A 21,362-nucleotide genomic window follows, 5' to 3' on the forward strand; every position below is an offset into this window, starting at 1 on the left:
CCTCCCGCTTCTGTGACCACATACAAAATAATTAATCTCAGTATAGCAAAGAGTATGGGAAATAGCAATGACTTGACACGGCGATTTTCCGGCGGGGGGGTTGAGGGATTCCGCGGCGTTTTTTAGGCGTTTTTGGGCGTTTTTTGAGGATCATCGGGAGATTTGGGAATAAAAAAGGAACTGATCTGAAAATGGTTGTTCAGAACAGTTTCCTGATGTTCAAAGAGCATGCGTACAATAAAAAACAAGATACCCGTTCTCACAAACAGATATCTTGCACAATTTTTATTCACTTAACGTCTCTAAAAACGCTTCCGGTGTGACAGGCTGCGGCTCGCTGCCCTCATAATCCTTCACATTCCTTGTGATGATATATCGGACATGGTTATGTGACGTCACCTGATGCTGAACACAGTCCTCAAAGTCCTTCCAGCCGCAGTCCAGCGCCGCCCTTATGTCGCCTCCGGTTACATCAGCCGCATCAATCAGGCTCAATTATCTGCAAGTGGCAGCGCAATCACCTCCACGTCCATATTCTCCATAGACTTCGGCACTGCAAACAGGGTTTTCAGCCTGTTGCTGTTTATGATTTCTCTTAATACTTCCGTGGATTGCGCCTCCTTTTACTGTATCGCAACCGCCCTCTTCCAACTTCATTATAGCCCAAGCCGGTTTTCAATACAACGGAAATCGCAATGTGGTCGCATTTGAGTCGCATATGGCAATCATTTTCAGGCTTCCTCATCCAACACATAAGGAGTGGTTTGATACACGTAGAAATTCAGCCAGTTGGCATACAACGTATTCGCCGTGTTGCGCCACATTAACGGCGGCACGGAGAACGGGTCGTTATTCTCGTAGTAATTGCAGGGCAGCTCTGGGTCCAGGCCCTTTTTCAAGTCCCTGTGGTACTCGTTGTTCAGGGTCATACGGTCGTACTCCGGGTGTCCCTGGATGAAAATCTGCTTCCCCTCCCGGCTCATCACCAGAAATACTCCCGCCTCGTCGGATTCGGCCAGGATTTCCAGCTCCGGGTGCCGCAGAATATCCGCCCTCCTCACCTCGGTATAGCGGGAATGAGGGGCCAGGAAATAATCGTTCATGCTGCGCACCATCGGAACCTTCCGGTTTAACACCTTGTGGTTGTAAATCCCGGAGAGCTTTTTCTCCCGCTGGTATTTGGGAATCCCGTAATGGTAATACAGCCCCGCCTGGGCTCCCCAGCAGATATGTAAGGTGGAGGTCACATGGGTTTTCGTCCACTCCATAATTGTGGACAGCTCCGACCAGTAATTGACCTCCTCAAACTCCAGGTTCTCCACTGGCGCGCCGGTGATGATCATTCCGTCGTACTTCCTGCGCTTGATATCGTTAAATTCCACGTAAAACTTATTTAAATGGCTGGCCGACGTGTTTTTGGACACGTGGCTTGCCATCATCAGAAACGTACAGTCCACCTGCAGGGGCGTGTTGGACAGGGCCCGCAACAGCTGGGTCTCCGTCTCCTCCTTCATGGGCATCAGATTCAGGATCAAAATCTCCAACGGACGGATGTCCTGGGTCATGGCCCGCCGTTCGTCCATGATAAATATATTCTCTTCTTCCAATATGGCTTTCGCCGGCAAATCACTCTGTACTTTAATCGGCATATCTCGTTTCCCCTTTCCGGCAGCGGGCATAGCCCACTACAAATCATGCTGTTTCTGCCGCCCGGGCGGCTCCGGTAAGCCCCTTATTCCAGGGGCTCCAGCATTCGGAGAAACTCCTCTTCCGTGATAATCGGAACGCCTAAATCCTTAGCCTTCTTGTTCTTGGAGGATGCGGACAGGGAATCGTTGTTGATCAGATAGCTGGTCTTGGCGGAAACGGAGCCCGCGGCCTTGCCGCCTTTGGACTCAATCAGCTCCTGCAATTCCTTCCGGTTACCAAAATGTTCCAGGGAGCCGGTGATCACAAAGGTTTTTCCCGCAAAGATCTGCTCGGTCTCCTCCACAACTTCCTTCTCGATGGTCAACTCGGCCAGCAGGTGGTCCACCGCCTCATTGTTTGCTTCGGAAGAAAAATACTCCATCCAGGCTTTGGCTAAGACGGCTCCGATGCCGTCCACAGCCACCAACTCCTCCTCATCGGCCTTTCGCATTTTCCCGAACTCATATCCGAAATGGCGGCACAATGCCTTGGCGTTGGCCAGACCGATGCCCGCGATGCCCAGACCGTAGATCACCCGGGGCAGCGTAGTGTCGGCGGCTTTGGCCACAGACGCCACCAGATTGTCGTAGGACTTCTGCCCAAAGCCCTCCATCTCCACGATAGCCTCCTGATGGCGGTCCAGGTGGAAAATATCCGCGTACTCGTGGATGAATCCGGCCCCGATGAATTTTTCCAGGGTGGCCTCGCTGAGGCCGTCGATATTCAGGGCATCCCGGCTGACCAGCAGCGTGAAGCTCTTGATTTTCTTGGCCTGGCAGTCCGGGTTAACGCAGTAGAGGCTGCGCACGTCGTTCACCTGGCGGATCTCCGTGGTCCCGCCGCAGACCGGGCACTGCTCCGGGATATGCTTTACCCCGCTGCGTGTTAAGTTGTCCGCGATCTGAGGGATGATCATGTTGGCCTTGTAGACCGTGATCCGGTCCTCCTCGCCCAGCTCCAACCCTTCCAGGATGCTGATGTTGTGGACGCTGGCCCGGCTCACCGTGGTGCCCTCCAGCTCCACCGGCTCGAACACAGCCACGGGGTTGATCAGGCCGGTGCGGGACGGGCTCCACTCGATGTAGCGCATCTTGGTCTCCCGGATCTCGTCCTGCCACTTGAAGGCGATGGAGTTCCGGGGAAATTTGGCCGTGCGGCCCAGGGACTCGCCGTAGGCGATATCGTTATAGAGCAGCACCAGGCCGTCGGAGGGAATGTCGTTGCCCTCCACCGCATCGGCAAACTCCTGAACCGCCTGAGGAAGCGTTTCCGCCGTCACCTCCCGGTAATCCACCACCTCGAAGCCCTGGCTCTTCAACCACTCAAACTGGCGCTTGCGGGAGTTCTCAAAGTCAACGCCCTCTGCCCGCACCAGGGAGAACGCCTCAAAATGCACGTTGCGCTCCGCCGTGATCTGGCTGTTCAGCTGGCGCACCGAGCCGCTGCAGAGGTTGCGGGGATTTTTGTATTTTGCATCCACGTCCTCGATCTCCTCGTTGATCCGCCGGAAATCGGAGTACAGGATCACCGCCTCGCCCCGCAGCACCACCAGGCCCTTGTGGGCGATGTTTAAGGGGATGTTGGCGAACACCCTGGCATTTGGGGTGATCACCTCGCCGATCTCGCCGTTGCCCCGGGTAACCGCCTTGACCAGGGTTCCGCCGTCGTAGGTCAGAACGATGGTCAGACCGTCCATTTTCCAGGAGAGCAGGCCCTTCTGGTCCCCCAGCCAGGCCTGCAAATCCTCCACGCTCTTGGTCTTGTCCAGAGACAGCATGGGGGACTCGTGGGTCTCCTTGGGCAGCTCGCTTAAGACCTCGTAGCCCACCCGCTGGGTGGGGCTGCCGGACAGGGTGATGCCGGTCTCCCGCTCCAGGGCGGTCAGCTCGTCGTAAAGCCGGTCGTACTCAAAGTTGCTCATAATCTCCCGGCTCTCCTGGTAATAGGCCTTCCCCGCTTTGGAGAGCAGGGATACAAGTTCCTTCATTCTCTCGATTCTATCTTCCATTCTCATTCTCCATCCGATTGATCGCGCCCCCTGGCAGCATTTTGCTGTCGGAAGGACAAACTGGTGGAATGTTCCAGAAGTTTCATAAACTCCCGGTACTCGGCGCCCTCCACCTGGCGGTATTCGCCGCTCTTTAAGTCGCCCAGGCAGATGTTCATCACCCGCACCCGCTTTAAAGAGCGCACATGACAACCGCAGGCCTCGCACATCCGGCGGATCTGGCGGTTTAAGCCCTGGGTCAGCACGATGGAAAAGCGCTTGTCCCCGGTCTTTCGCACCTTGCAGGGCAGGGTGGTCCGATCCAGCTCCTTCAACCGCACGCCCTTCTCCATCCGCGCCAGAAACTCCGCGGTCACGGGCCGGTCCACGACAACCTGGTACTCCTTCTCATGAGCATTGCCGCTGCGCATGATTTTATTCACCAGATCGCCCTGATTGGTCATTAAAACCAGGCCCTCTGAATCCTTGTCCAGACGGCCCACGTAATATACTCTGACGGGATACTGTATCATATCCACAATGTTCGGCGCCTTGTCCTTGTCCGAAGCCGTGCAGACCACGCCCTTAGGTTTGTTTACGGCGAGGAGTACGGGGCGGGGCTTTTTCATGGGGCGGGGGGAGGAGGCCGGGGCGGCAGTATTATCTCTGACGCTCTCTGCGCCCTGATCCCACTTGCCGCGCAGTGCGCCCTGCGCCGGTTTCCCAAACTCAGAGCTCCGGGCGGTTTTGCTGTTCTCAGCACTCCTGACGGACTTACCGTTCCCGCCGCCCGGCGTCAACTTCCCTCTCCCCGCTCCCGGAGCCACTTTCCTGTTCCCGGCGCCTCTCGCCACTTTCCCGCTCCCGGCCCCCGGCGCCGCCGTTTCCCCGCGTCCCACCACCTTACCGCGGCAGACAACGGTCTGGTCCAAACGTACCTTCTGTCCCATCTTGGCGGGTACGCCGTCCACCAAAACCTTCCCTGACTCGATCAGCCGGTCCGCCTCCCGCCTGGAGCAGACGCCCATGGCGCTGAGCAGTTTATTCAAACGTTCTTCCATCATGATTCCTCTGTTTTCCGCGGCAGCGCCACCGGGTCCGGCGCGATGAACATGGCGTCCCCGAAGGAGAAGAAGCGGTACCGCTCCCGGATCGCCTCCTCGTAAGCGGCCAGAATGTGCTCCCGCCCGGCCAGAGCGCTGACCAGCATCACCAGCGTGGACTCCGGCAGGTGGAAATTGGTGATCAGGGCGTCCAGAATTTTAAACCGGTAGCCCGGATAGATGAATATCTCCGTCCATCCCGTCCCAGCCTTCAGCACCCCGTCCTCCGTGGACGCGGACTCCACGGTGCGGCAGCTGGTGGTTCCCACGCAGATCACCCGCCCCCCGGCGGCTTTCGTTTCGTTGACCTTGGCCGCCTCGGACTCCTCCACCACGTAAAATTCCGAGTGCATGTGGTGATCCAGCACATTTTCCACCTTCACGGGCCGGAAGGTCCCCAGGCCCACGTGCAGCGTCACATGGGCGATCTTCACCCCCATGTCCTCAATCTCCTGCAGCAATTCATTTGTAAAATGCAGCCCCGCCGTGGGCGCGGCCGCCGATCCCTCGTGCTTGGCGTATACCGTCTGGTAACGGTTCTTGTCCTTCAGCTGATGGGTGATGTAGGGCGGCAGGGGCATCTGTCCCAGCTGGTCCAGAATTTCCTCAAAAATCCCCTCATAATGGAACTGGATCAGACGGTTTCCGTCGTCCACCGTCTCCACCACGGTTCCGGTCAGCAGTCCGTCCCCGAAGGACAGCTCCGTGCCCGGCTTGGCCTTTTTCCCAGGCTTTACCAGGGTCTCCCAGATATCGTTCTCCCGGCGCTTCAACAGCAGCACCTCGATCTTTGCCCCAGTGTCCGCCTTCACGCCCATAAGCCGGGCGGGAATCACCTTGGTGTCGTTGATCACCAGGCAGTCCCCCGGCCTCAAATACTCCACAATATCCCGGAACACCCGGTGGGTCACCGCTCCCGTATCCTTGTCCAGCACCAGCAGCCGCGAGGAGGCCCGGTCATCCAGGGGATCCTGGGCAATCAGTTCCTGCGGCAGATCAAAATTAAAATCCTTTACATCCATCTCTTTACGCCTCCGGTTATTCGCCTATTTTTACCTGGGAAGCGGAGGAACTCTCCCCTGCCCCGGTCTCATTTTGCGAAGCGGCGCTGCTGTCACCGGCGCTGTCGCTGCTTTCCTGTCCCTGTTCCTGCCCCGCGTCTCCGCCCTGGGGCGCTCCCTCCGGGGTTGTCCCGGCTGTCTCCGTCCCGTCCGCCGCGGTCGTCTCCTGGCCGCCCGGGATAATGGACACGTTGCTGTCCTTTGTCTCCTCCGGCTGGGAGGAGTCCACCACCGCGCCCTTCTGAAGCTTCTTGTAAGCCCCGGCCAGCAGCGCGTCGGATTCCAGCGCTTCCTTCAACTGCTGGTTGATCTGGGAGGCCAGAAGGCGCACGTCCTCGGACTGGTTGGCCTTGGCCACGTAGTCCGCCTCCTCGCCCACCACGTTCTCGCGAATCCGGTATTGTCCGTCCTCAGACTTCACCACATAACACCACAGAAGTCCCGGCGCCAGGGAATCCGCCCTGCGGAATTTGATCTTGTAGGTCACATAGACCACGTAGGAGTCCTCGGTCAGCCCCTGCTTGGTATAGCAGGTGATCTCCTGGTAGTCCTCAATCTCGGCGGCCTCCGCGTCCAGCTGCTTCTGCCGCTGGTCCAGATTCTCCTCGTCCGTCTTTCCAAACAGGCTGTAGAGCTTCTGCGCGTCCCGGTCCACCTTGGCCTGGAAATACTCGCTGATCAGCTGGTTCACCTCGGGAACCTCGTCCTTTTTCAGCTCATAATCCGAGAAATCCGTCTTGTACTCGCTGTTGTCCGGCTCCACGCTCATCTCCGCCGTGGTACCCGACTGCTCCACCACGATCTCCACCGTGTTGTCCGTGCCTGAAACCGTGGCATCCGTCTCCTTGGGCTTCTTGTCCATCACCAGGATAATGATCACCAGCACTACCACAACAACCAGCGGGATCGCCAGCATCCGCATGTATTTGATTTTATCTTCATCAGACCAACCTCTGCCTGTCCTTCTTCTGCGACTCATGAATTCTGTCCTCCTGTGCGGGGCGAAACGCGCCCGTTCTGCTTTAAAATGTCTCCGCTCTATTTTAGCAGACTCTATTATAAATTGCAATCTTGGATTGTGGCGGATTCTGCACCGATTCCCCCCTTCTTGACACGCCGCGCCCCCCATTGCTATACTCGCATCAGACACGCAAACATAAAAACATCCCAGGAGGCGCCCATGGTTGAAATCAAAGAACTGACCTACATCCTCGCCATTGCCCGGGAAGGCAGTATCTCCCGGGCGGCGGAAAAGCTTTATATGTCTCAGCCCAATCTGAGCCAGTTTTTAAAGAATTTCGAGGCGTCCATCGGGACCGTCCTGTTCTACCGCACCCCCTCCGGGGTCCACCCCACCTACGCCGGGGAGCTGTTTCTGGAAAAGATCAAGGAGATCGACCGTTCCTACCAGGCGGCCATGAGGGAGCTTAAGCAGATGCGGATGCTGGAGCTGGGCGTGATCCGCTTCGGCATCCCGGCGGCCAAAAGCGTGCTGTTCCTTGGAGATATCCTCAACAGCTTCCACCGGAATTTCCCCCAGATCACGGTCTCCATCACGGAAGCCAATTCCAGAGCGCTGGAGGAGATGATCATCAGCCAGCAGCTGGACGCGGCCCTGATCTCCACGCCCCTCAACAACGACTCCATTGTCCACCATCCCATCACCAGCGAGGAGCTTTTTCTGGCCGTCTCCCCCAGCCATCCGCTCTTAAAGCTGGCCCAGGGCGAAGAAGGCGGAAACGGACGCCGCTGGATCGCCCCGGAACAGCTCTCCGGCCTGGATTTCATCGTCTCGGAGCCCGGCACCAAAATCCGCAAGATCACAGACCGGCTGTTTGACGGCTACCGCATCCGAACCAGGACCCTGTACTCCGTCAGCAATGTAAACGTGGCCCTGGAAATGGTTCAGAGCGGCCTTGGCATCACCTTCGTGTCCGCTCTGCGGGTGCCCCATCCCAGCAATCTAATCTACCTCTCCCTGGGAGAATCGGGCATTTACCGGGACGTGGTCATGGTCTATTCCGCCGGGTCCTGCCACTTAAAGACCGTGGAAGCCTTCGCCAGCCAGGTCTATACCACAGTCAGGGACAGATTTCCGCTTTGAAATCTGCCCCTGATTTTAAATTGTATGACTATGCAAATTCTCTCAAAATTTCCGCCGCCGCGAAGGCCGCCTCATGGACCGCCTCGATGGCCAGCCCCGGTACGTTCACATCCCCCACCGTGTATACCCGCGTTCCCGGCAGAGCCTCCCTCACTTCCTCCAGAAGTCCCGACTCCGGCCTGCGCCCGGCGGCAATGATCACGCTGTCAAATCCGTCCATCTGCCGTTTCTCCCCCTGTCCGCCCGATACGGTCAGGCGCGGAAGGGCGATCTCCTCCACCCTCATCCCCGTGTGAATGGGAATTTCCAGCTCCTTCAGCCGTTTCAGCATAAAGATTCTCCGGCTCTCCGTCAGCTCCATGGCCACATCGTCTCTCATCTCAAAGATTTCCACCTGCCTGCCCATGGAGGCGAAATGCTCCGCAGTCTCGCAGCCGATCAGGCCGCCGCCCAGGATGGCGATGCGCTCTCCCAGCTCCATGCCGCCCTCCAGCGCCTGGTCGCCCGTGTAAATGCCCGCCCCCTCGATGCCGGGGATCGGCGGAATAAGCGGCGAGCTGCCCGTGGCCAGGATCACCGCGTCCGGCTCCTCAGCCGCGATCATCGATACGTCCGCCCGTACGTTCAGGCGGATTTCAACGCCATGGCGTTTTAATACCTCCAGCCGGTAACCGGTCAGAAATTCCATGTTGGCCTTAAAGGGCGGTATCTGGGCCAGGTTGATCTTCCCGCCCGGACGGCTCTCCTGTTCAAAAATCACCAGGTTTTTCACCCCGTGCTCCGCCAGCATGGCCGCCGCCTCCAGACCGGCCGGGCCAGCGCCCACGATCACCACCTTCTTCGCCTCAAGCGCCGGGGACGGCGGGGCGAAGGTCAGCGCCTTCTCGTTGCCGATCCGCACGTTCTGCATACAGCGGATCTTCTTGCGCACGGTGGCGGCCCGGCAGCCCTGGTTGCAGCCGATACAACGGCGCACCGGCGCAGAATCCAACCCCATGTACTTGTTCACCAGCCCGGGGTCCGCCAGCTGCGCCCTGCCGATGGCCGTCAGGTCCGCCTTACCCTGCTCCAGAATCTCCTCCGCCTGCTCCATGGTGGTGATCCGTCCCACCGTGATCACCGGAATCTTTACCTCCCGTTTCACCGCCTCGGCGGCGGCCGTATTGAACCCGTCCGGGATATCCATAGGCGCGCACATATACTCCTCGGACTCCGGCATACCGATGGATACGTGAACCGCGTCTATGCCCGCCTCCACCAGAAGTTTAATGATCTCAATGGTCTCAGGCAGCTTTCTGCCCCGCTCCACCATCTCGTCGCCGCTGATGCGGAACACCACTGGGTACTCTGGCCCGCAGAGGACCTTGATGGCCCGGACGATCTCCAGGGAATAGCGGGCGCGTCCCTTATAATCTCCACCGTACTCGTCCGTTCTCTGGTTATACCGCGGGGACATGAACTGGGCGATCTCATGGGCATGGGCGCCGTGGATCTCCACCCCGTCCACGCCGGAGAGCTGGCAGCGGCGCGCTTCCCTGGCATAGCTGTCCACCAGCTCGGCCAGAAACTCCCTGCTGTAATCCTCCACCGCCTTCACCACCTTGTCGCGGCCGGCCTGTACCGCCGCCGGGTGGAGCTGGCAGAACAGCTTCGCGCCGTAGCGGTGGGCCGTGTCCGCCATGGCCTTCCAGCCCGGCATATACCGGTCGTCGGACAGAGCCGGACGGCCCGGTCCCGGCTTTCCGTGGGGGCTGCCCGGAACCACGATGAGCCCGGCCCCGCCCTTTGCCAGGTCCTCCACAAAGTCCATCTGGTCCTCCGTGACATATCCACGTCCGTCGCAGAAGAACGTGCACATGGAGGGGAATATCACCCGGTTCTTGACGGTCACCGGTCCGATCTGAATGGGGCTTAAAATAATCTTCTCTTTCATAAATTCTATCTCCTCTATCCCGTTACATTTTTATTTTGACTGATTCTCAGATTTTCCGGCCCGGCCGTTTCCCGCACTGCGGGAGAACAGCATTTTCTTCACAACCGGATACAGCAGCACCGCCACACAGATCGCCAGCAGGGACGCCGTGATGGGCTTGGAGAGCGCCAGGATCACATCCCCCTGGGTCAGCTTCACCGCGCGCCGCAGATTGGACTCACAGATATTTCCCAGCACCAGCCCTAAAATCAGGGCCGCCGGATTGAACTTGCATTTGCTGAACACATACCCCACAAGGCCTGCTCCCAGCATGATGTAGACGTCGAACACGCTGTTCTGCACCGCGAAGCTGCCGATCACGGCGAACACCGCGATCAGGGTCCCCAAAATGGCGTAGGGCACGTTCATGATCTTGCTGAAAATCCTGGCCACCGCCACGGCCACCACGATCATCGGAATGTTGGTCACGATCATGGAGGCGTACACGCTGGAGAGAAATTCCGGCTGGGTCTTCTGCAAAATGGGGCCCAGCTGGACGCCCTGGAGCATCAGCGCCGACATCATGATGGCCGCTGCGTTTCCCCCGGGAATCCCCAGGCTCAGCAGGGGAACCATGGAGCCGCCGGTGGCCGCGTTGTTGGCCGTCTCCGAGGCGGCCACGCCCCGCAGCTCGCCTTTACCATAGCGCTCCGGCGTCTTGGAGGTCTTGACCTCCGCCACATAGCTCAAAAACGCTGCGATGGTGGAACCAGCCCCGGGCAGAATTCCCACAACAGTTCCCAGAATGGAGGAGCGGACCACGGTCCACTTGATCTCCATCATCTGGCGGAAGCTGATCATTTTTGTTTTGACCTTGCTTCCTCCGCCCACCATCTCCCCCAGGCTGATGGGTTTGATGGTCTGTTTAAATACCTCGGAAACGGCGAACATGCCGATCATGATCGGGATCATGTCAAAGCCCCCCAGAAGCTCCGTCCGGCCAAAGGTCAATCTGGCGCAGCCCACGATGGGGTCCGTGCCGATGGTGGCGATAAACAGGCCCAGCAGGCCGGAGATCAGGGTTTTGAGCATATTGTCCGGCTCCAGACAGGTCAGAACGCTCAGTCCCAGAAAGCTGACCGCAAACAGCTCCGACGGGCCGAATTTCAGCCCCAGAGAGGAGAGCTGCGGGGACAGTAAGAACATGGCGCAGGCCGAGACCACGCCGCCGATGGCCGAACAGATGATGGAGGTTCCCAGCGCCTCCCCGGCCCGGCCCTGAACGGCCAGCGGGTAACCGTCAAAGGTGGTGGGAGCGCTGGAGGGCGTCCCCGGTATCTTGAACAGAATGGCCGTGATTCCGCCGCCGGTGATGGACGAACAGTAGACCGCCACCAGAAACGCGATGGACACCACGGGCCGCATCACATAGGTGAAGGGCACGCACAGGGCGATGGCCATGGAGGCGCTGACCCCGGGCATGGAGCCGAATATCGTGCCTGCGATGATTCCCAGAAAAATAATTAAAAATGTGGCCGGCTCCAGCACAATGGAGAATCCGGTTGCAACCATATCAAACATTTACCCGCCCCCTCTCTACAGCGTCTCAAAGAACAGCGACAGATCCCGGAACATTCCGTATCCCCTGGGAAGCGGCACCTGCAAAAACCGCGAAAACAGGATGTACAGCGCGGCCGTGGACAGCGCTGCGGTCAGAAGCCGCATCTTCCAGCTGCGGTTCCCCAGCAGCGTCATATAGTAGGCAACAAACAGCGGCGTGGAACATACAAAGCCGATCTTGTCCATCAGCGTAATGTAGACGAACATCCCAAGGGCCGACCAGGCCAGCTTTTGAAGTTTCTTCCCCTCCCCCGCGCTTTCCGTCCGGGCGGCTTCCCCCGCCGCCGTCTGTCGGCGCGATGCCCTAAGCGACAGGAATATGTTGAGCGCCAGCAGCGCGATCAGCAGCACCAGCAGAAACACCGGCCAGGCCCTGGGGCCCATGGGATCGTACTCCATCACATTTCCCATGCCGAACATCAGATTAAACAGACAAAACAGGCAAAACAGTATCAGCAGTGCGCACACCGCAATATCTCCCGCCATCACACCATCCCCTCTCTCAATCCCAAATGAATCCCTCTCCTATTCCACCATAGTCTCAAAGAACGCGTACTCTTCTTCCCAAATCTTTCCAAATTCTTCGGAGTTCGCATACCCCGGCCTCTGGTCCAGCATCCCAGTCTCCACAAATTCCTTCCAGGCCGGGTCCTCCATGGCCTTTACAATGGCTTCCTCCAAGGTCTTTATGACCTCGGGGTCCGTCCCCTTTTTCACCGAAAGCCCCCGCCATGCGCCTATGGTGGCATCGATGCCCTTTTCCACGGAACAGGGCACGTCGGGAAGGCCGGGCAGCCGCTCTTCGGCCAGCACCACGATACCGGTCAGCTCGCCGTCCTCGATCAGAGGCTTGGCCGTGGCCACATCGTCGATGCTCAGGTCCACATGTCCGCCCAACAGCGCGGATTTGCACTCTCCCGTCCCCCCGAAGCTGATCAGATCCAGCTCCAGTCCGGAGGATTCCACAAACTGCTTGATGATCATGCCGTCCAAACCGGTGGCCGCCAGACCGGCGATCTTTACATCTTTGGGATTGGCCTCAGCCAGGGCCTTCATCTCATCGAAATCCTTAAACCGTCCCTGTCCGTTTCCCGTGATCAGGGTCACGTCGTGCACCAGGCGGCTGACCGGCATGAACTCCTCGGTAAACTTGATCTCGGACAGGCCGTTGATCTGGGTGATAAGCTGGGTCTGGGTGGTCAGAAACAGCGTGTAGCCGTCCGCGGGCTGCTTGTACACATATTCCAGGCCGTTGAGCCCCTGGGAGCCCTCGATATTGGTCACCACCACCGGAACCCCCAGCACCTTGGACAGCGGCTCGCTCAAGGCTCTGGCCGTGATGTCCGTGCCGGACCCGGCGCCAAAGCCCACGATGATCTCAACCTTGCGCTCCGGGTACGTTTTCCCGGCCTTGGCGGACGTCCCCCCGGAACATCCCGCTAAACACATCCCCGCCACCGTCATGGCAAGCGTCAGACTTCCCAACCGTTTCCACATAATAAATCCTCCTTCTTCTCAAAAAATAGACTGAATTCCCGTTTGGTTTATTAAATATTACCATGTAAATTGACAATTATAAAATATGCATATACAATATGTACATGAATTATATTCATACCCATTGAAGCGCACAGGAGGGATTCCGATGCTGTTAAAAGACCTGTATTACATGACGCAGATTGCCGGCTGCGGAAGCCTCTCCCGGGCGGCCAGGCAGCTGGGCATCACCCAATCAGCCTTAAGCCATGCGGTCAGCCGTCTGGAGCGGGAATTTTCCGTCCCACTGCTGGCCCGCCAAACCGGCGGGGTGACTCTGACGCCCGCCGGACAGGCTATGGTGGCGGAGGCCCAGACCATTCTCTTTCACTGCCGGACGATAAAGGAAACCCTGGCCGGTTACGCCCAGGCGGACCGCCGCAATCTGAAAATAGGGATCACCACACTCCACGAGAAGTATGTGATCCCCATGCTGGTCAAGCACTATTCCGCCAGCTATCCCCAGACCAGCATCACCTTTGTCAGCGCCCACTCGGACGAGCTGGAAGAAAAGGTTCTGGCGGGCGCTCTGGATTTCTGTATCATGCCGCTGCCCGTCCACTCCCCCAGGCTGACGGCCCGAGAGCTGTTCTCCGAGTAAATCCTGCTGGCGCTCCCCGCGTCCCACCCCTTTGCCGGCCAGTTTCCCCCAGGAGAGCTCACCGTCCGGGAGCTGGCGCTGCTGGAGAACGAGACTTTTATCATCACCCGGAAAAACGGCAAGTTCGCCAGGGTCTGCCTGGATATCTGCGGCAGCCTCTTTCCCCCGGTAAACTTGATCGAGATCAATTCCCTGGACACGCTGTACGCGCTGATCGCCAAGAACACCGGCGTGGGCTTCATCCCCGCCACTCTGGTCCGCCCCGAAGACCTGGGCAGAAAAATCGTCTGCTACCGCCTGAAGGACCTGCAGGCCCGGCAGACCTTTGTGATCGCCCGTGATCCCGAGCGGGAGCTGACCGCCGCCGCCGCGGAATTTATCGGAGTGGCCTGCGGGCTGTTCGCAGGGCAGCCCCAGACGGACGGAAGCCTCGCCGCCGGAGCCGTCTCCATTCCCTCCCCGGATACGCAAAATGCCGCAGAACCAGGAGTATAACTCCCAATTCTGCGGCATCGCCGTTGCATCAAAAAATGCGTCTGATAGGAATCGAACCTACGCACGCGGCTCCGGAGGCCACTGCTCTATCCACTGAGCTACAGACGCATCTCCTGTATAATACTACACTTGGCTCAAAAATTCAAGTCTTTTTTTCAAATTTTTCCATCTGCTCGCACAATTCCGCATCTTAGCCCTGTTTTTCCCCGCGCCGGTTCTTTCCCGCCCTCAGCATATGAAACAGGGAATCCACCAGAAATACCGCCATGGCGATGGCTCCCGCGATCTGCAGCGTCTCCGCCAGGTAGTGGGAGGACTGGGGCTGGTTGTCCTGAATCATGTAGTAAACGCTGTTGTAGATGGATGCCCCCGGCACCAGGGGCAGAATACCCGGAATCAGGAAAACCGTCACCGGAGCCTTCAAAAGCCGGGCCGCCAGGTGGCTGAACACCGCCACCGCCAGGCCGGCCGCAAAGGCGGCCAGAATCTTGGAACCGGCTCCGTCCCTGACGTTCAGATAGACCAGCCAGCACAAAGCTCCCGCGGTTCCATACCACATCAGAAAGCGCCTGGGCAGCTCCAGAATCCGCGTAAAGCTGGCCACCGCAAAGAACGCGCCAATGGTCTGAATCACCATCACCATGCCGCCCCACCTCCCGTCAAATAGCGGAACAGGGCCATGCTGGCGCCAACGCCCGCCGCCACGGCCAGGGCCACCACGGCCGCCTCCAGCATCCGCGCCGCGCCGGAGGAGTAATCCCCGTTCAGCGTGTCGCGGACCGCGGTGGTAAAGATCACACCGGGCACCAGGGGCATAATGGAGCTGACGATCACAATATCGCGGCTTGTCTGGGGCAGGGCGAAGCGGTTCAGCAGCAGCGCCGTGATCCCGCAGGCAAAGGCCCCCAGAGCGTTAACGCAGAAGCCGTTGAGCCCCAGGCGCGACGAGGCGTACACCACCGCGCCCAAAGCCGCTCCCACCAGAGCCGCCCCCAGGCAGTCCCAGGGCGTTCCCCCCAGCACGATGCCAAAAAAGAAGGCCACCCAGATATAGCTGACCCCCTTCGCCGCCAAACCGTACTGGTTGACGCGTTTGATCTCCTCCAGACGCGCCAGCGCTTCCGGCACGGCGAGCGTGCCCGCGCAGATCCGGCGCGAAACCTCATTCACCTGGCAGATCCTGTTTAAATTGGTGGCTCGGTCCGTGACCCGGCGCACCAGGGTGACCGGCTCCTCCCCCGCTTCCCGCAGGGTGACGAAAATACCGGTGCTGAACACCATGGTCTGGGCCTCCCGGTCCGCAACGCTCAAAATATAGTGGATGGTCTCCTCGATTCTGGCGATCTCCGCCCCGCTGACCAGCATAATCTCCCCGGCCAGCATGGCGGCCTTCGCCAGCTCCCTGTCCCGATTTTCCATGTTATCACCTGTAAAAACATCAGTTGTAGCAGATCACCGGCATCCCCTTTTCCACAAGGCCGTAGAGAATCTTCGCCCGGTCCGGCGGCAGGTTCACGCAGCCGTGGCTGCCCGAGGTCTGATAGATCCTTCCGCCGAAGCTGCCTCTCCAGTTGGCGTCGTGCAGCCCGATCCCTCCGTTAAAGGGCATCCAGAAATCCACATGGCTCTCGTACTCATAGCTCCCGTCCGCCTTCTTGGGCCCGCGCAGGATGCGGTCCTGCTCCTTGTAGGTCAGGGAATAGATTCCCGGAGGCGTGGTATAGTTCTTGGACACATTTCCCGTCACGCAGGGCGCGTCCCAGACCACCGCCCCGTCCTTTGTCATGTACACGTGCTGGTTGGTCAGATCGATCTCCACATAGGTGGCGCCCCACTCCGGCTCCGTCCGGCTGGCCGCCGTCTGGGCGAACACCGGCTCGCGGGTCTGGCTGTCCGTGGACTTCAGATATTCGGTCAGCGCCTGCACCTCCGCGGCCTGATCCAGCTTCCATCCGTAAGGCCCGGTGAGGGGGATGTCACGGCCGTCCGCGGTGTGGAAGGTCCGCTCTTTGCCCGCGGTATCGTACTTGGCCGCCAGAGCCTGCACGAACCCGGTCACTCCTGCGGGGTCGGCAATTACCTGTCCGTCGGTCCCCACGGACAGCCAGGAGCAGATGGTGCCGCCGTCCAGCACCTCCGACTCTTCCCCGACCTGATAGGTAACGGTCATGGCGCGGTAACGGTTCATGGTATCGCAGAGCGCTCTCAGCCCGGGGTCATCCGCGCGCACCTGGACCTGGTAATACAGCCCCGCCGCCGTCAGATCCAGCTGCCGTTCTCCGGCAGCCACCGCCTCCCGGATCGCAGCCGCGGTCCGCTCTGCATCCAGATTGTTGCCCTCCACCTCCGGGATGATGGTAAACTCTTTCCCGGCCTCGTAGTCGGAAATCCGCGCATCCGCCGTGGTCACGATCCCTGAACCGGAAAGGCAGGGAAGCGCCGCGATCCGGTCCTCCAGGGCCTGCGCATCATAAGCCGTGCTCATATCCATGGTGTGGGAGTTGTCCGCCGCAGGGCCGGAAATCCGCCCGGTGGCGTTCTGTCCGGCCAGAATCTCCTCCAGCCCCGCGGGAAGCGTCACCTTATAGCCGATCTCAGCTCCCTTAATATAATCCTTGGTGCCATTTTTCTTTTTTATCTCAAGCTGGTAGTTGCTGTCGTAAAATCCTTCCACGCTGGCCTTGGCCTGCTCCACCGTCATTCCGCCGATTCCCAGGCCGTTCACCGTGGTCCCGGGGACGAATTGAGTGGTATCGTCCGCCAGCGCAGTCATGCCAAATGCCGCGGACAACGCCGCAGCCGCCAACAGGCTTCGAACTGCTTGTCTCATTTTCATCATGTTAACTGACCTTTTCTTCCATATATTCACAGATTAAATTATGCTGCCCTCTATATATACCATATTCTGGCTGTCAACTACAATAACTTTTCTCTTAAAAATTACGATATTTTCCTACAGGACTTGACAATCCGCAATCTGTGGATTAAGCTGGATACACTTCTTTCCGGCGCGTCCGCGCCGTTCTTCTATTATGTATCTTTTGTTTCTGTAAATCTTTTATACCTGTAAGGAGGTCAAATCTATGCTCTATCACACCTTTTTATCCGCAGTCAGACAGCAGCTGGAGAAACGGCTGGGGGACGGTTATGTCCTGACCATCCACCGGATCCCCCGCAATAACGGGCTGAGCCTGGACGGGCTGAGCATCTGTGAAAAGGGTTCCCGTGTGGCGCCCACCCTCTACTTAAACTCCTGTTACCAGCGCTTCCAGAACGGAACGCCTCTGGAACAGCTTCTCGACGAACTTCTGAGCCTTTACCGCCAGAGCCTGGCAAACACTCCCTTTGACTTAAATCTCCTGGAACGTGCGGAATCGGTGCGTCCCCGGGTGGCGTACCGCCTGATCAACGCCCAGTCCAACCGGGAACTGCTTAAAACCCTGCCCCATGTCCCTGTGCTGGACCTGGCCAAGGTATTTTTCCTGGACCTGGGTGCGGACGAACGGGGCGCAATGACCGTGCGCATCACCAGCGCCCATCTGGCCCACTGGGGGATGGACCTGGAAACCCTGTCCCGTCTGGCGGATGAAAATACGCCCCGCCTGTTCCCTGCCCGAATCCTCTCCATCGGTGAGGCGCTGGGGGAACTGATGCGTTCCGGCAGGCGGGAGGCCGGTCCTCCCCTGTACATTCTCTCCAACCAGAACGGGATCTCCGGAGCCGCCTGCATGCTCTACACGGATATATTAAAGGACTTCGCGGACCGGATGAAGGCCAATCTTTTGGTCCTTCCCTCCAGCATACACGAAGTCCTGCTGCTCCCCGACCGGGGAGATCAAAATTATGAGGAGCTGTGCCTCACCGTGGCGTCCATCAACCGCACCGAGGTGGATCCGGAAGAGCGGCTGTCCAACAACGTCTATCTCTTCTCCCGTTCCACCGGACGGCTGCGGATTGCGCCGGTGGTCACCGGCCCGCTGCAGGCATGTTCCGATTAACCAAACAGCAGGCTTCCCACCTGGAACACCAGCACCGCGGCGGCCCAGGCTACCAAAAGCTGGAACAGCACCATTCCCAGAGTCCACCGCCAGGAGCCGGTCTCCCGCTTGATGGTGGCCACCGCGGCGATGCAGGGGCTGTACATCAGGCAGAAGATCATGAGCGCGTAGGCGTTAACCCCGCCAAAGCCCATGGACGTCAGCTGGGCGGACAGCTCTCCCATTCCCGCGGCCGAGTTCACGTTGCTGATTCCAAAAAGCACGCTGAAGCTGGAGACCACCACCTCCTTGGCGGACAAACCTGAGATCAGCGCCACCGCCACCTGCCACAGGCCCAGGCCCGCCGGACGCAGCACCGGCACCAGCACATGGCCGATCATGGCCGCAAAGCTGTCCTGCACATCTGACACAAAGCCCGTGGTGCCGGTGTTCAACACAAACCACAGCACGATGGAGGCGATAAAGATCGTGGTTCCGGCCTTGCTCAGATAGTCCTTCACCTTATCCCACACATAGATGGCCACGGTCCGGCCGTTGGGCGTCTTGTATTCCGGCAGCTCGATGAGCAGCGCGTTCTCCGACCGGGTCCCCCGGGAATTCTTGTGCAGGATAAAGGCCACCAGAATGGCCATCACCAGGCCGATCAGATACAGGGAGTACGCCACAAACAGCGCGTGCCTTGGGAAAAACATCTCCGCGAACAGCACGTAGATGGGCAGTCTGGCGGAGCAGGACATAAAGGGCGTGATGAGGATGGTCCGCCGACGGTCGCGCACGCTCTCCAGCGCCCGGGTAGCCATCACCGCGGGCACCGTGCAGCCGAAGCCCAGAAGCATCGGCAGAAACGCCTTGCCGGAAAGGCCCACCATTCCCATGGTCTCATTCATCACGTAGGCCACCCTGGCCATGTAACCGCTGTCCTCCAAAAAGGCCAGGGCCAGGAACAGAATGAATATATTGGGCAGGAAGGTCAGGATGCCGCCCACCCCGGCGATGATGCCGTCCACAATCAGAGACGTCAGCCAGCTGGAGGCGTGAACGCTTGCAAGCCCGGCCACCACCGCCTGGGAAAACCAGTCCAGCCCCACCTGGAAGTACCCTTTCAGGAAATCGCCCACCGTGAAGGTGAGAAAGAATACCAGAGCCATAATTCCCAGGAACACGGGAATCCCCCAGATGCGGTGGGTCAGAATCCGGTCCGCCTTGTCCGTGGTAGCTGCCTTCTCCTCCTTGTTCATCAGGCACTCCTGAATCACCTCTTCTATGTAGTCGTACTTTTCATTGATGATCTGCTTTTCATAGTTGTGGTCCAGAATCCCGCTTACGTCCAGGGGATGGTCGCTTGTGACCACCTCGTCGAATTCCAGAAACTTGATGGCGTGCCAGCGCATGTTGTCCATCTCGCCGTAATGCCTGCGCAGCTCCCCCTCGATGCGGGTGATCTTTTCCTCCACCTGGGGACTGTAGTGGATAACCACGCCCTGAGGCTCCTCCTCATAGTGGTGGACCACCGCGTGCATCAGCACGTCCAGGCCGGTGCGCTTTCTGGCGGATACCGGGACCACCGGGATTCCGCCCAGCATCTCCGGAAGGCGGTGCATGTCGATCTCCATGCCCCGCTCCTCCACGATGTCCATCATGTTGAGGGCCAGGATCACCGGCTTTTTCAGCTCGATCAGCTGCATGGTGAGGTAGAGATTGCGCTCCAGCGAGGAGGCGTCCACCACATTGATGATCACGTCCACCTCGCCGTCCTCGATGCACTTGCGGGTCACCTTCTCCTCGATGGTGTAGGAGGTCAGACTGTAGATGCCGGGCAGGTCGATCACCTTGATGGGGCGGCCCTTGTAATTGGTCTCCCCCTCCACCCGCTCCACCGTGACACCCGGCCAGTTGGCCACCTTCAGCTTGGCGCCGGTAAAGGCGTTAAACAGCGTGGTCTTTCCGCAGTTGGGATTGCCCACAAATCCCACCCGGATGGGCCGCTTGTCGATGCCGTGGCGAATCTGGCGGGGCTGAGGCTGCCGTGGCGCCGCATAGGGAACGCTGCCGTACTTTGTCCTGCCCTCCGCTCTCTCCTGCTGGCTCATAACTGCGCCACCTCCTCCACACAGATTCCCTCCGAAAGCTTTCTCCCCATAGCCAGGCGGGTTCCCCGCACCTTGACGATCACGCTTCCGCTGCCCTTTTTATTCAAAATCAGCACCGGAGTTCCTTCGTTGACGCCCAGCGCTTCCAGGCGTCTGGTGATGGCTTCATCCACCAGTACGTCCTCCACGAGGTAGCTCCTGCCGATCTCACACTCACATAATTTCATCACAATCCCATCCATTCCGTCCGGTTTACCGCCTGCGCGGCCGGAGTTTGTCTCGACAAACTCCTTAGACGTTTCCTATTTTAGATTAGTTGCGATTAATTGTCAACAGGATTCCGGTGGTTTCGGCGGCGTTTGCCCTATTATTTCCCGGACCGCGCCGGAATGGCCGGACCGGGCTACACAAACCGAAGGCCCGCGCCGTTCCCCAGCGCCCGGTCCAGGCTTCCGCAGGCCGAGTACGGGGTGTAGGCACCGGTCACGGCTCCCGCTGCATAGCTGCTGATATCCAGCGTGATGGAGATTCCATCGCCGCTCAAGGAAATGCGGTGCGCGTTGGTGGAGACCTCCGGGTCGGAAATGATCCGGGAAATGGTCCGGTCAAAGCCGATTCCGGCCAGGGCCACGGCCGCGTGGACATTTACATTTCTTGGAAAATGCACGCACGCCTCCCGGGTGGGCCCCTCATAAACCACGGACCTGCGGTTGTCCTGGCGTCCCAGACTCGATGGACTCTTAACCGTCTCAACCGTCACCTGACGCCAGACCGGCCCTCCGTCGAAAATGCCGTCCAGCCCCAGAATCGCCCCGTGGGGGATAAAAATTGTTCTTCCGTAGGTCCCGCACAGCGCTTTCGCCCGCCGCTCAAAGTCCGGATCCCCAAACGCAGTCACGGAGAACATCATCAGGTCGCAGTGGGCCAGAATCAGCTCCAGATTCTCCGACAGCACCTGGGCGGTCGCGCACTCCACGATCAGATCCGCCCCGGCAAAAGCCGCCTCGTCCGCCTTCGCGAGCACGGGGCATTGAATCCCGATATCGTTTGTAAAGCCTGGATCCTGAATAAATTCCACCGCCATGTCCTCCCGCTCGGCGATGTGGCGCACAAGGGCTCTGCCGATTTTTCCGCAGCCCAAAAATCCGATTCGTCTCATATTCTCC

18 protein-coding genes, 1 tRNA gene and 2 pseudogenes are annotated in these 21,362 nt (G+C 59.0%); 3 read left to right on the forward strand and 18 right to left on the reverse strand.

What is annotated here, in order from left to right:
* Positions 1 to 285: 285 nt before the first annotated feature.
* From ACK2JC_RS02590 to ACK2JC_RS02620, 7 genes and pseudogenes are all read right to left on the reverse strand, one after another.
* Positions 286 to 495 carry a PIN domain-containing protein gene (locus ACK2JC_RS02590; RefSeq protein ID WP_276851070.1) on the reverse strand — a complete coding sequence of 70 codons (210 nt, stop codon included), beginning with the start codon at positions 493 to 495 and terminating at the stop codon, positions 286 to 288.
* Positions 496 to 731: 236 nt separating this feature from the next.
* On the reverse strand, positions 732 to 1,649 hold the full coding sequence (gene metA, locus ACK2JC_RS02595; RefSeq protein WP_276851072.1) for a homoserine O-acetyltransferase MetA: 918 nt from the start codon (positions 1,647 to 1,649) through the stop codon (positions 732 to 734).
* Between the two features lie 83 nt (positions 1,650 to 1,732).
* The gene (ligA, locus tag ACK2JC_RS02600) at positions 1,733 to 3,697 is read right to left on the reverse strand and encodes an NAD-dependent DNA ligase LigA (protein WP_276851074.1); all 1,965 of its coding nucleotides are present in this window, start codon (positions 3,695 to 3,697) and stop codon (positions 1,733 to 1,735) included.
* A 2-nt stretch (positions 3,698 to 3,699) separates the two neighbouring features.
* Positions 3,700 to 4,305, reverse strand: coding sequence for a pseudouridine synthase (locus ACK2JC_RS02605; RefSeq protein ID WP_320936426.1), 606 nt, complete (start codon positions 4,303 to 4,305; stop codon positions 3,700 to 3,702).
* A 267-nt stretch (positions 4,306 to 4,572) separates the two neighbouring features.
* Positions 4,573 to 4,737, reverse strand: a pseudogene (locus ACK2JC_RS02610) (S4 domain-containing protein); the annotation flags it as partial.
* Positions 4,737 to 5,801, reverse strand: coding sequence for a tRNA preQ1(34) S-adenosylmethionine ribosyltransferase-isomerase QueA (gene queA / locus ACK2JC_RS02615; protein WP_118755278.1), 1,065 nt, complete (start codon positions 5,799 to 5,801; stop codon positions 4,737 to 4,739). The pseudogene ACK2JC_RS02610 and the gene queA, both read right to left, overlap by 1 nt.
* Before the next feature lie 16 nt (positions 5,802 to 5,817).
* Positions 5,818 to 6,819, reverse strand: a complete 1,002-nt coding sequence (locus ACK2JC_RS02620) for a hypothetical protein (RefSeq protein ID WP_118755279.1) — start codon at positions 6,817 to 6,819, stop codon at positions 5,818 to 5,820.
* 201 nt (positions 6,820 to 7,020) lie between these two features.
* On the opposite strand from ACK2JC_RS02620, the gene ACK2JC_RS02625 reads away from it, so the two are divergent.
* A complete protein-coding gene (locus ACK2JC_RS02625; RefSeq protein WP_107435162.1) occupies positions 7,021 to 7,944 on the forward strand; it encodes a LysR family transcriptional regulator in 924 nt (307 codons plus the stop codon).
* A 28-nt stretch (positions 7,945 to 7,972) separates the two neighbouring features.
* Here the strand turns inward: ACK2JC_RS02625 and ACK2JC_RS02630 are convergent, their stop codons facing one another.
* Genes ACK2JC_RS02630 through ACK2JC_RS02645 form a run of 4 tightly spaced genes read right to left on the reverse strand, consistent with a single transcriptional unit; the run spans position 7,973 to position 12,973 of the window.
* A complete protein-coding gene (locus tag ACK2JC_RS02630; protein ID WP_320936421.1) occupies positions 7,973 to 9,877 on the reverse strand; it encodes an NAD(P)/FAD-dependent oxidoreductase in 1,905 nt (634 codons plus the stop codon).
* Positions 9,878 to 9,907: 30 nt separating this feature from the next.
* Complete coding sequence (locus ACK2JC_RS02635) at positions 9,908 to 11,437, reverse strand: tripartite tricarboxylate transporter permease (RefSeq protein WP_107435164.1); 1,530 nt, start codon at positions 11,435 to 11,437, stop codon at positions 9,908 to 9,910.
* A 15-nt stretch (positions 11,438 to 11,452) separates the two neighbouring features.
* Positions 11,453 to 11,962 carry a tripartite tricarboxylate transporter TctB family protein gene (locus ACK2JC_RS02640; RefSeq protein WP_320936420.1) on the reverse strand — a complete coding sequence of 170 codons (510 nt, stop codon included), beginning with the start codon at positions 11,960 to 11,962 and terminating at the stop codon, positions 11,453 to 11,455.
* A gap of 39 nt (positions 11,963 to 12,001) precedes the next feature.
* Positions 12,002 to 12,973, reverse strand: a complete 972-nt coding sequence (locus ACK2JC_RS02645) for a Bug family tripartite tricarboxylate transporter substrate binding protein (RefSeq protein ID WP_107435166.1) — start codon at positions 12,971 to 12,973, stop codon at positions 12,002 to 12,004.
* A 148-nt stretch (positions 12,974 to 13,121) separates the two neighbouring features.
* On the opposite strand from ACK2JC_RS02645, the pseudogene ACK2JC_RS02650 reads away from it, so the two are divergent.
* A pseudogene (locus tag ACK2JC_RS02650) lies at positions 13,122 to 14,108 on the forward strand (LysR family transcriptional regulator).
* A 36-nt stretch (positions 14,109 to 14,144) separates the two neighbouring features.
* On the opposite strand, the gene ACK2JC_RS02655 reads toward ACK2JC_RS02650, so the two are convergent.
* The 4 genes from ACK2JC_RS02655 to ACK2JC_RS02670 form a co-directional block, all read right to left on the reverse strand.
* A tRNA-Arg gene (locus ACK2JC_RS02655) sits at positions 14,145 to 14,216 on the reverse strand.
* A gap of 82 nt (positions 14,217 to 14,298) precedes the next feature.
* A complete protein-coding gene (locus tag ACK2JC_RS02660; protein WP_092363207.1) occupies positions 14,299 to 14,751 on the reverse strand; it encodes a threonine/serine exporter family protein in 453 nt (150 codons plus the stop codon).
* A complete protein-coding gene (locus ACK2JC_RS02665; RefSeq protein WP_092363205.1) occupies positions 14,745 to 15,527 on the reverse strand; it encodes a threonine/serine exporter family protein in 783 nt (260 codons plus the stop codon). The genes ACK2JC_RS02660 and ACK2JC_RS02665 overlap by 7 nt, the downstream gene beginning before the upstream one ends.
* 19 nt (positions 15,528 to 15,546) lie before the next feature.
* On the reverse strand, positions 15,547 to 16,947 hold the full coding sequence (locus ACK2JC_RS02670) for a L,D-transpeptidase family protein (RefSeq protein ID WP_320936418.1): 1,401 nt from the start codon (positions 16,945 to 16,947) through the stop codon (positions 15,547 to 15,549).
* Positions 16,948 to 17,191: 244 nt separating this feature from the next.
* Between ACK2JC_RS02670 and ACK2JC_RS02675 the strand changes: the two genes are divergently transcribed.
* The gene (locus ACK2JC_RS02675; protein ID WP_320936417.1) at positions 17,192 to 18,106 is read left to right on the forward strand and encodes a DUF5688 family protein; all 915 of its coding nucleotides are present in this window, start codon (positions 17,192 to 17,194) and stop codon (positions 18,104 to 18,106) included.
* On the opposite strand, the gene feoB is transcribed toward ACK2JC_RS02675, so the two are convergent.
* From feoB to ACK2JC_RS02690, 3 genes are all read right to left on the reverse strand, one after another.
* Positions 18,103 to 20,196, reverse strand: coding sequence for a ferrous iron transport protein B (gene feoB, locus ACK2JC_RS02680; RefSeq protein WP_092363201.1), 2,094 nt, complete (start codon positions 20,194 to 20,196; stop codon positions 18,103 to 18,105). The genes ACK2JC_RS02675 and feoB overlap by 4 nt on opposite strands.
* Positions 20,193 to 20,429, reverse strand: a complete 237-nt coding sequence (locus ACK2JC_RS02685; RefSeq protein ID WP_182481666.1) for a ferrous iron transport protein A — start codon at positions 20,427 to 20,429, stop codon at positions 20,193 to 20,195. The genes feoB and ACK2JC_RS02685 overlap by 4 nt, the downstream gene beginning before the upstream one ends.
* A gap of 170 nt (positions 20,430 to 20,599) precedes the next feature.
* Positions 20,600 to 21,355 (reverse strand): aspartate dehydrogenase domain-containing protein, encoded by a 756-nt coding sequence (locus ACK2JC_RS02690; RefSeq protein WP_320936416.1) that lies wholly within the window; start codon positions 21,353 to 21,355, stop codon positions 20,600 to 20,602.
* Positions 21,356 to 21,362: the final 7 nt, after the last annotated feature.

This window comes from Enterocloster lavalensis, assembly GCF_046603895.1.
Taxonomy (GTDB): domain Bacteria; phylum Bacillota; class Clostridia; order Lachnospirales; family Lachnospiraceae; genus Enterocloster; species Enterocloster lavalensis.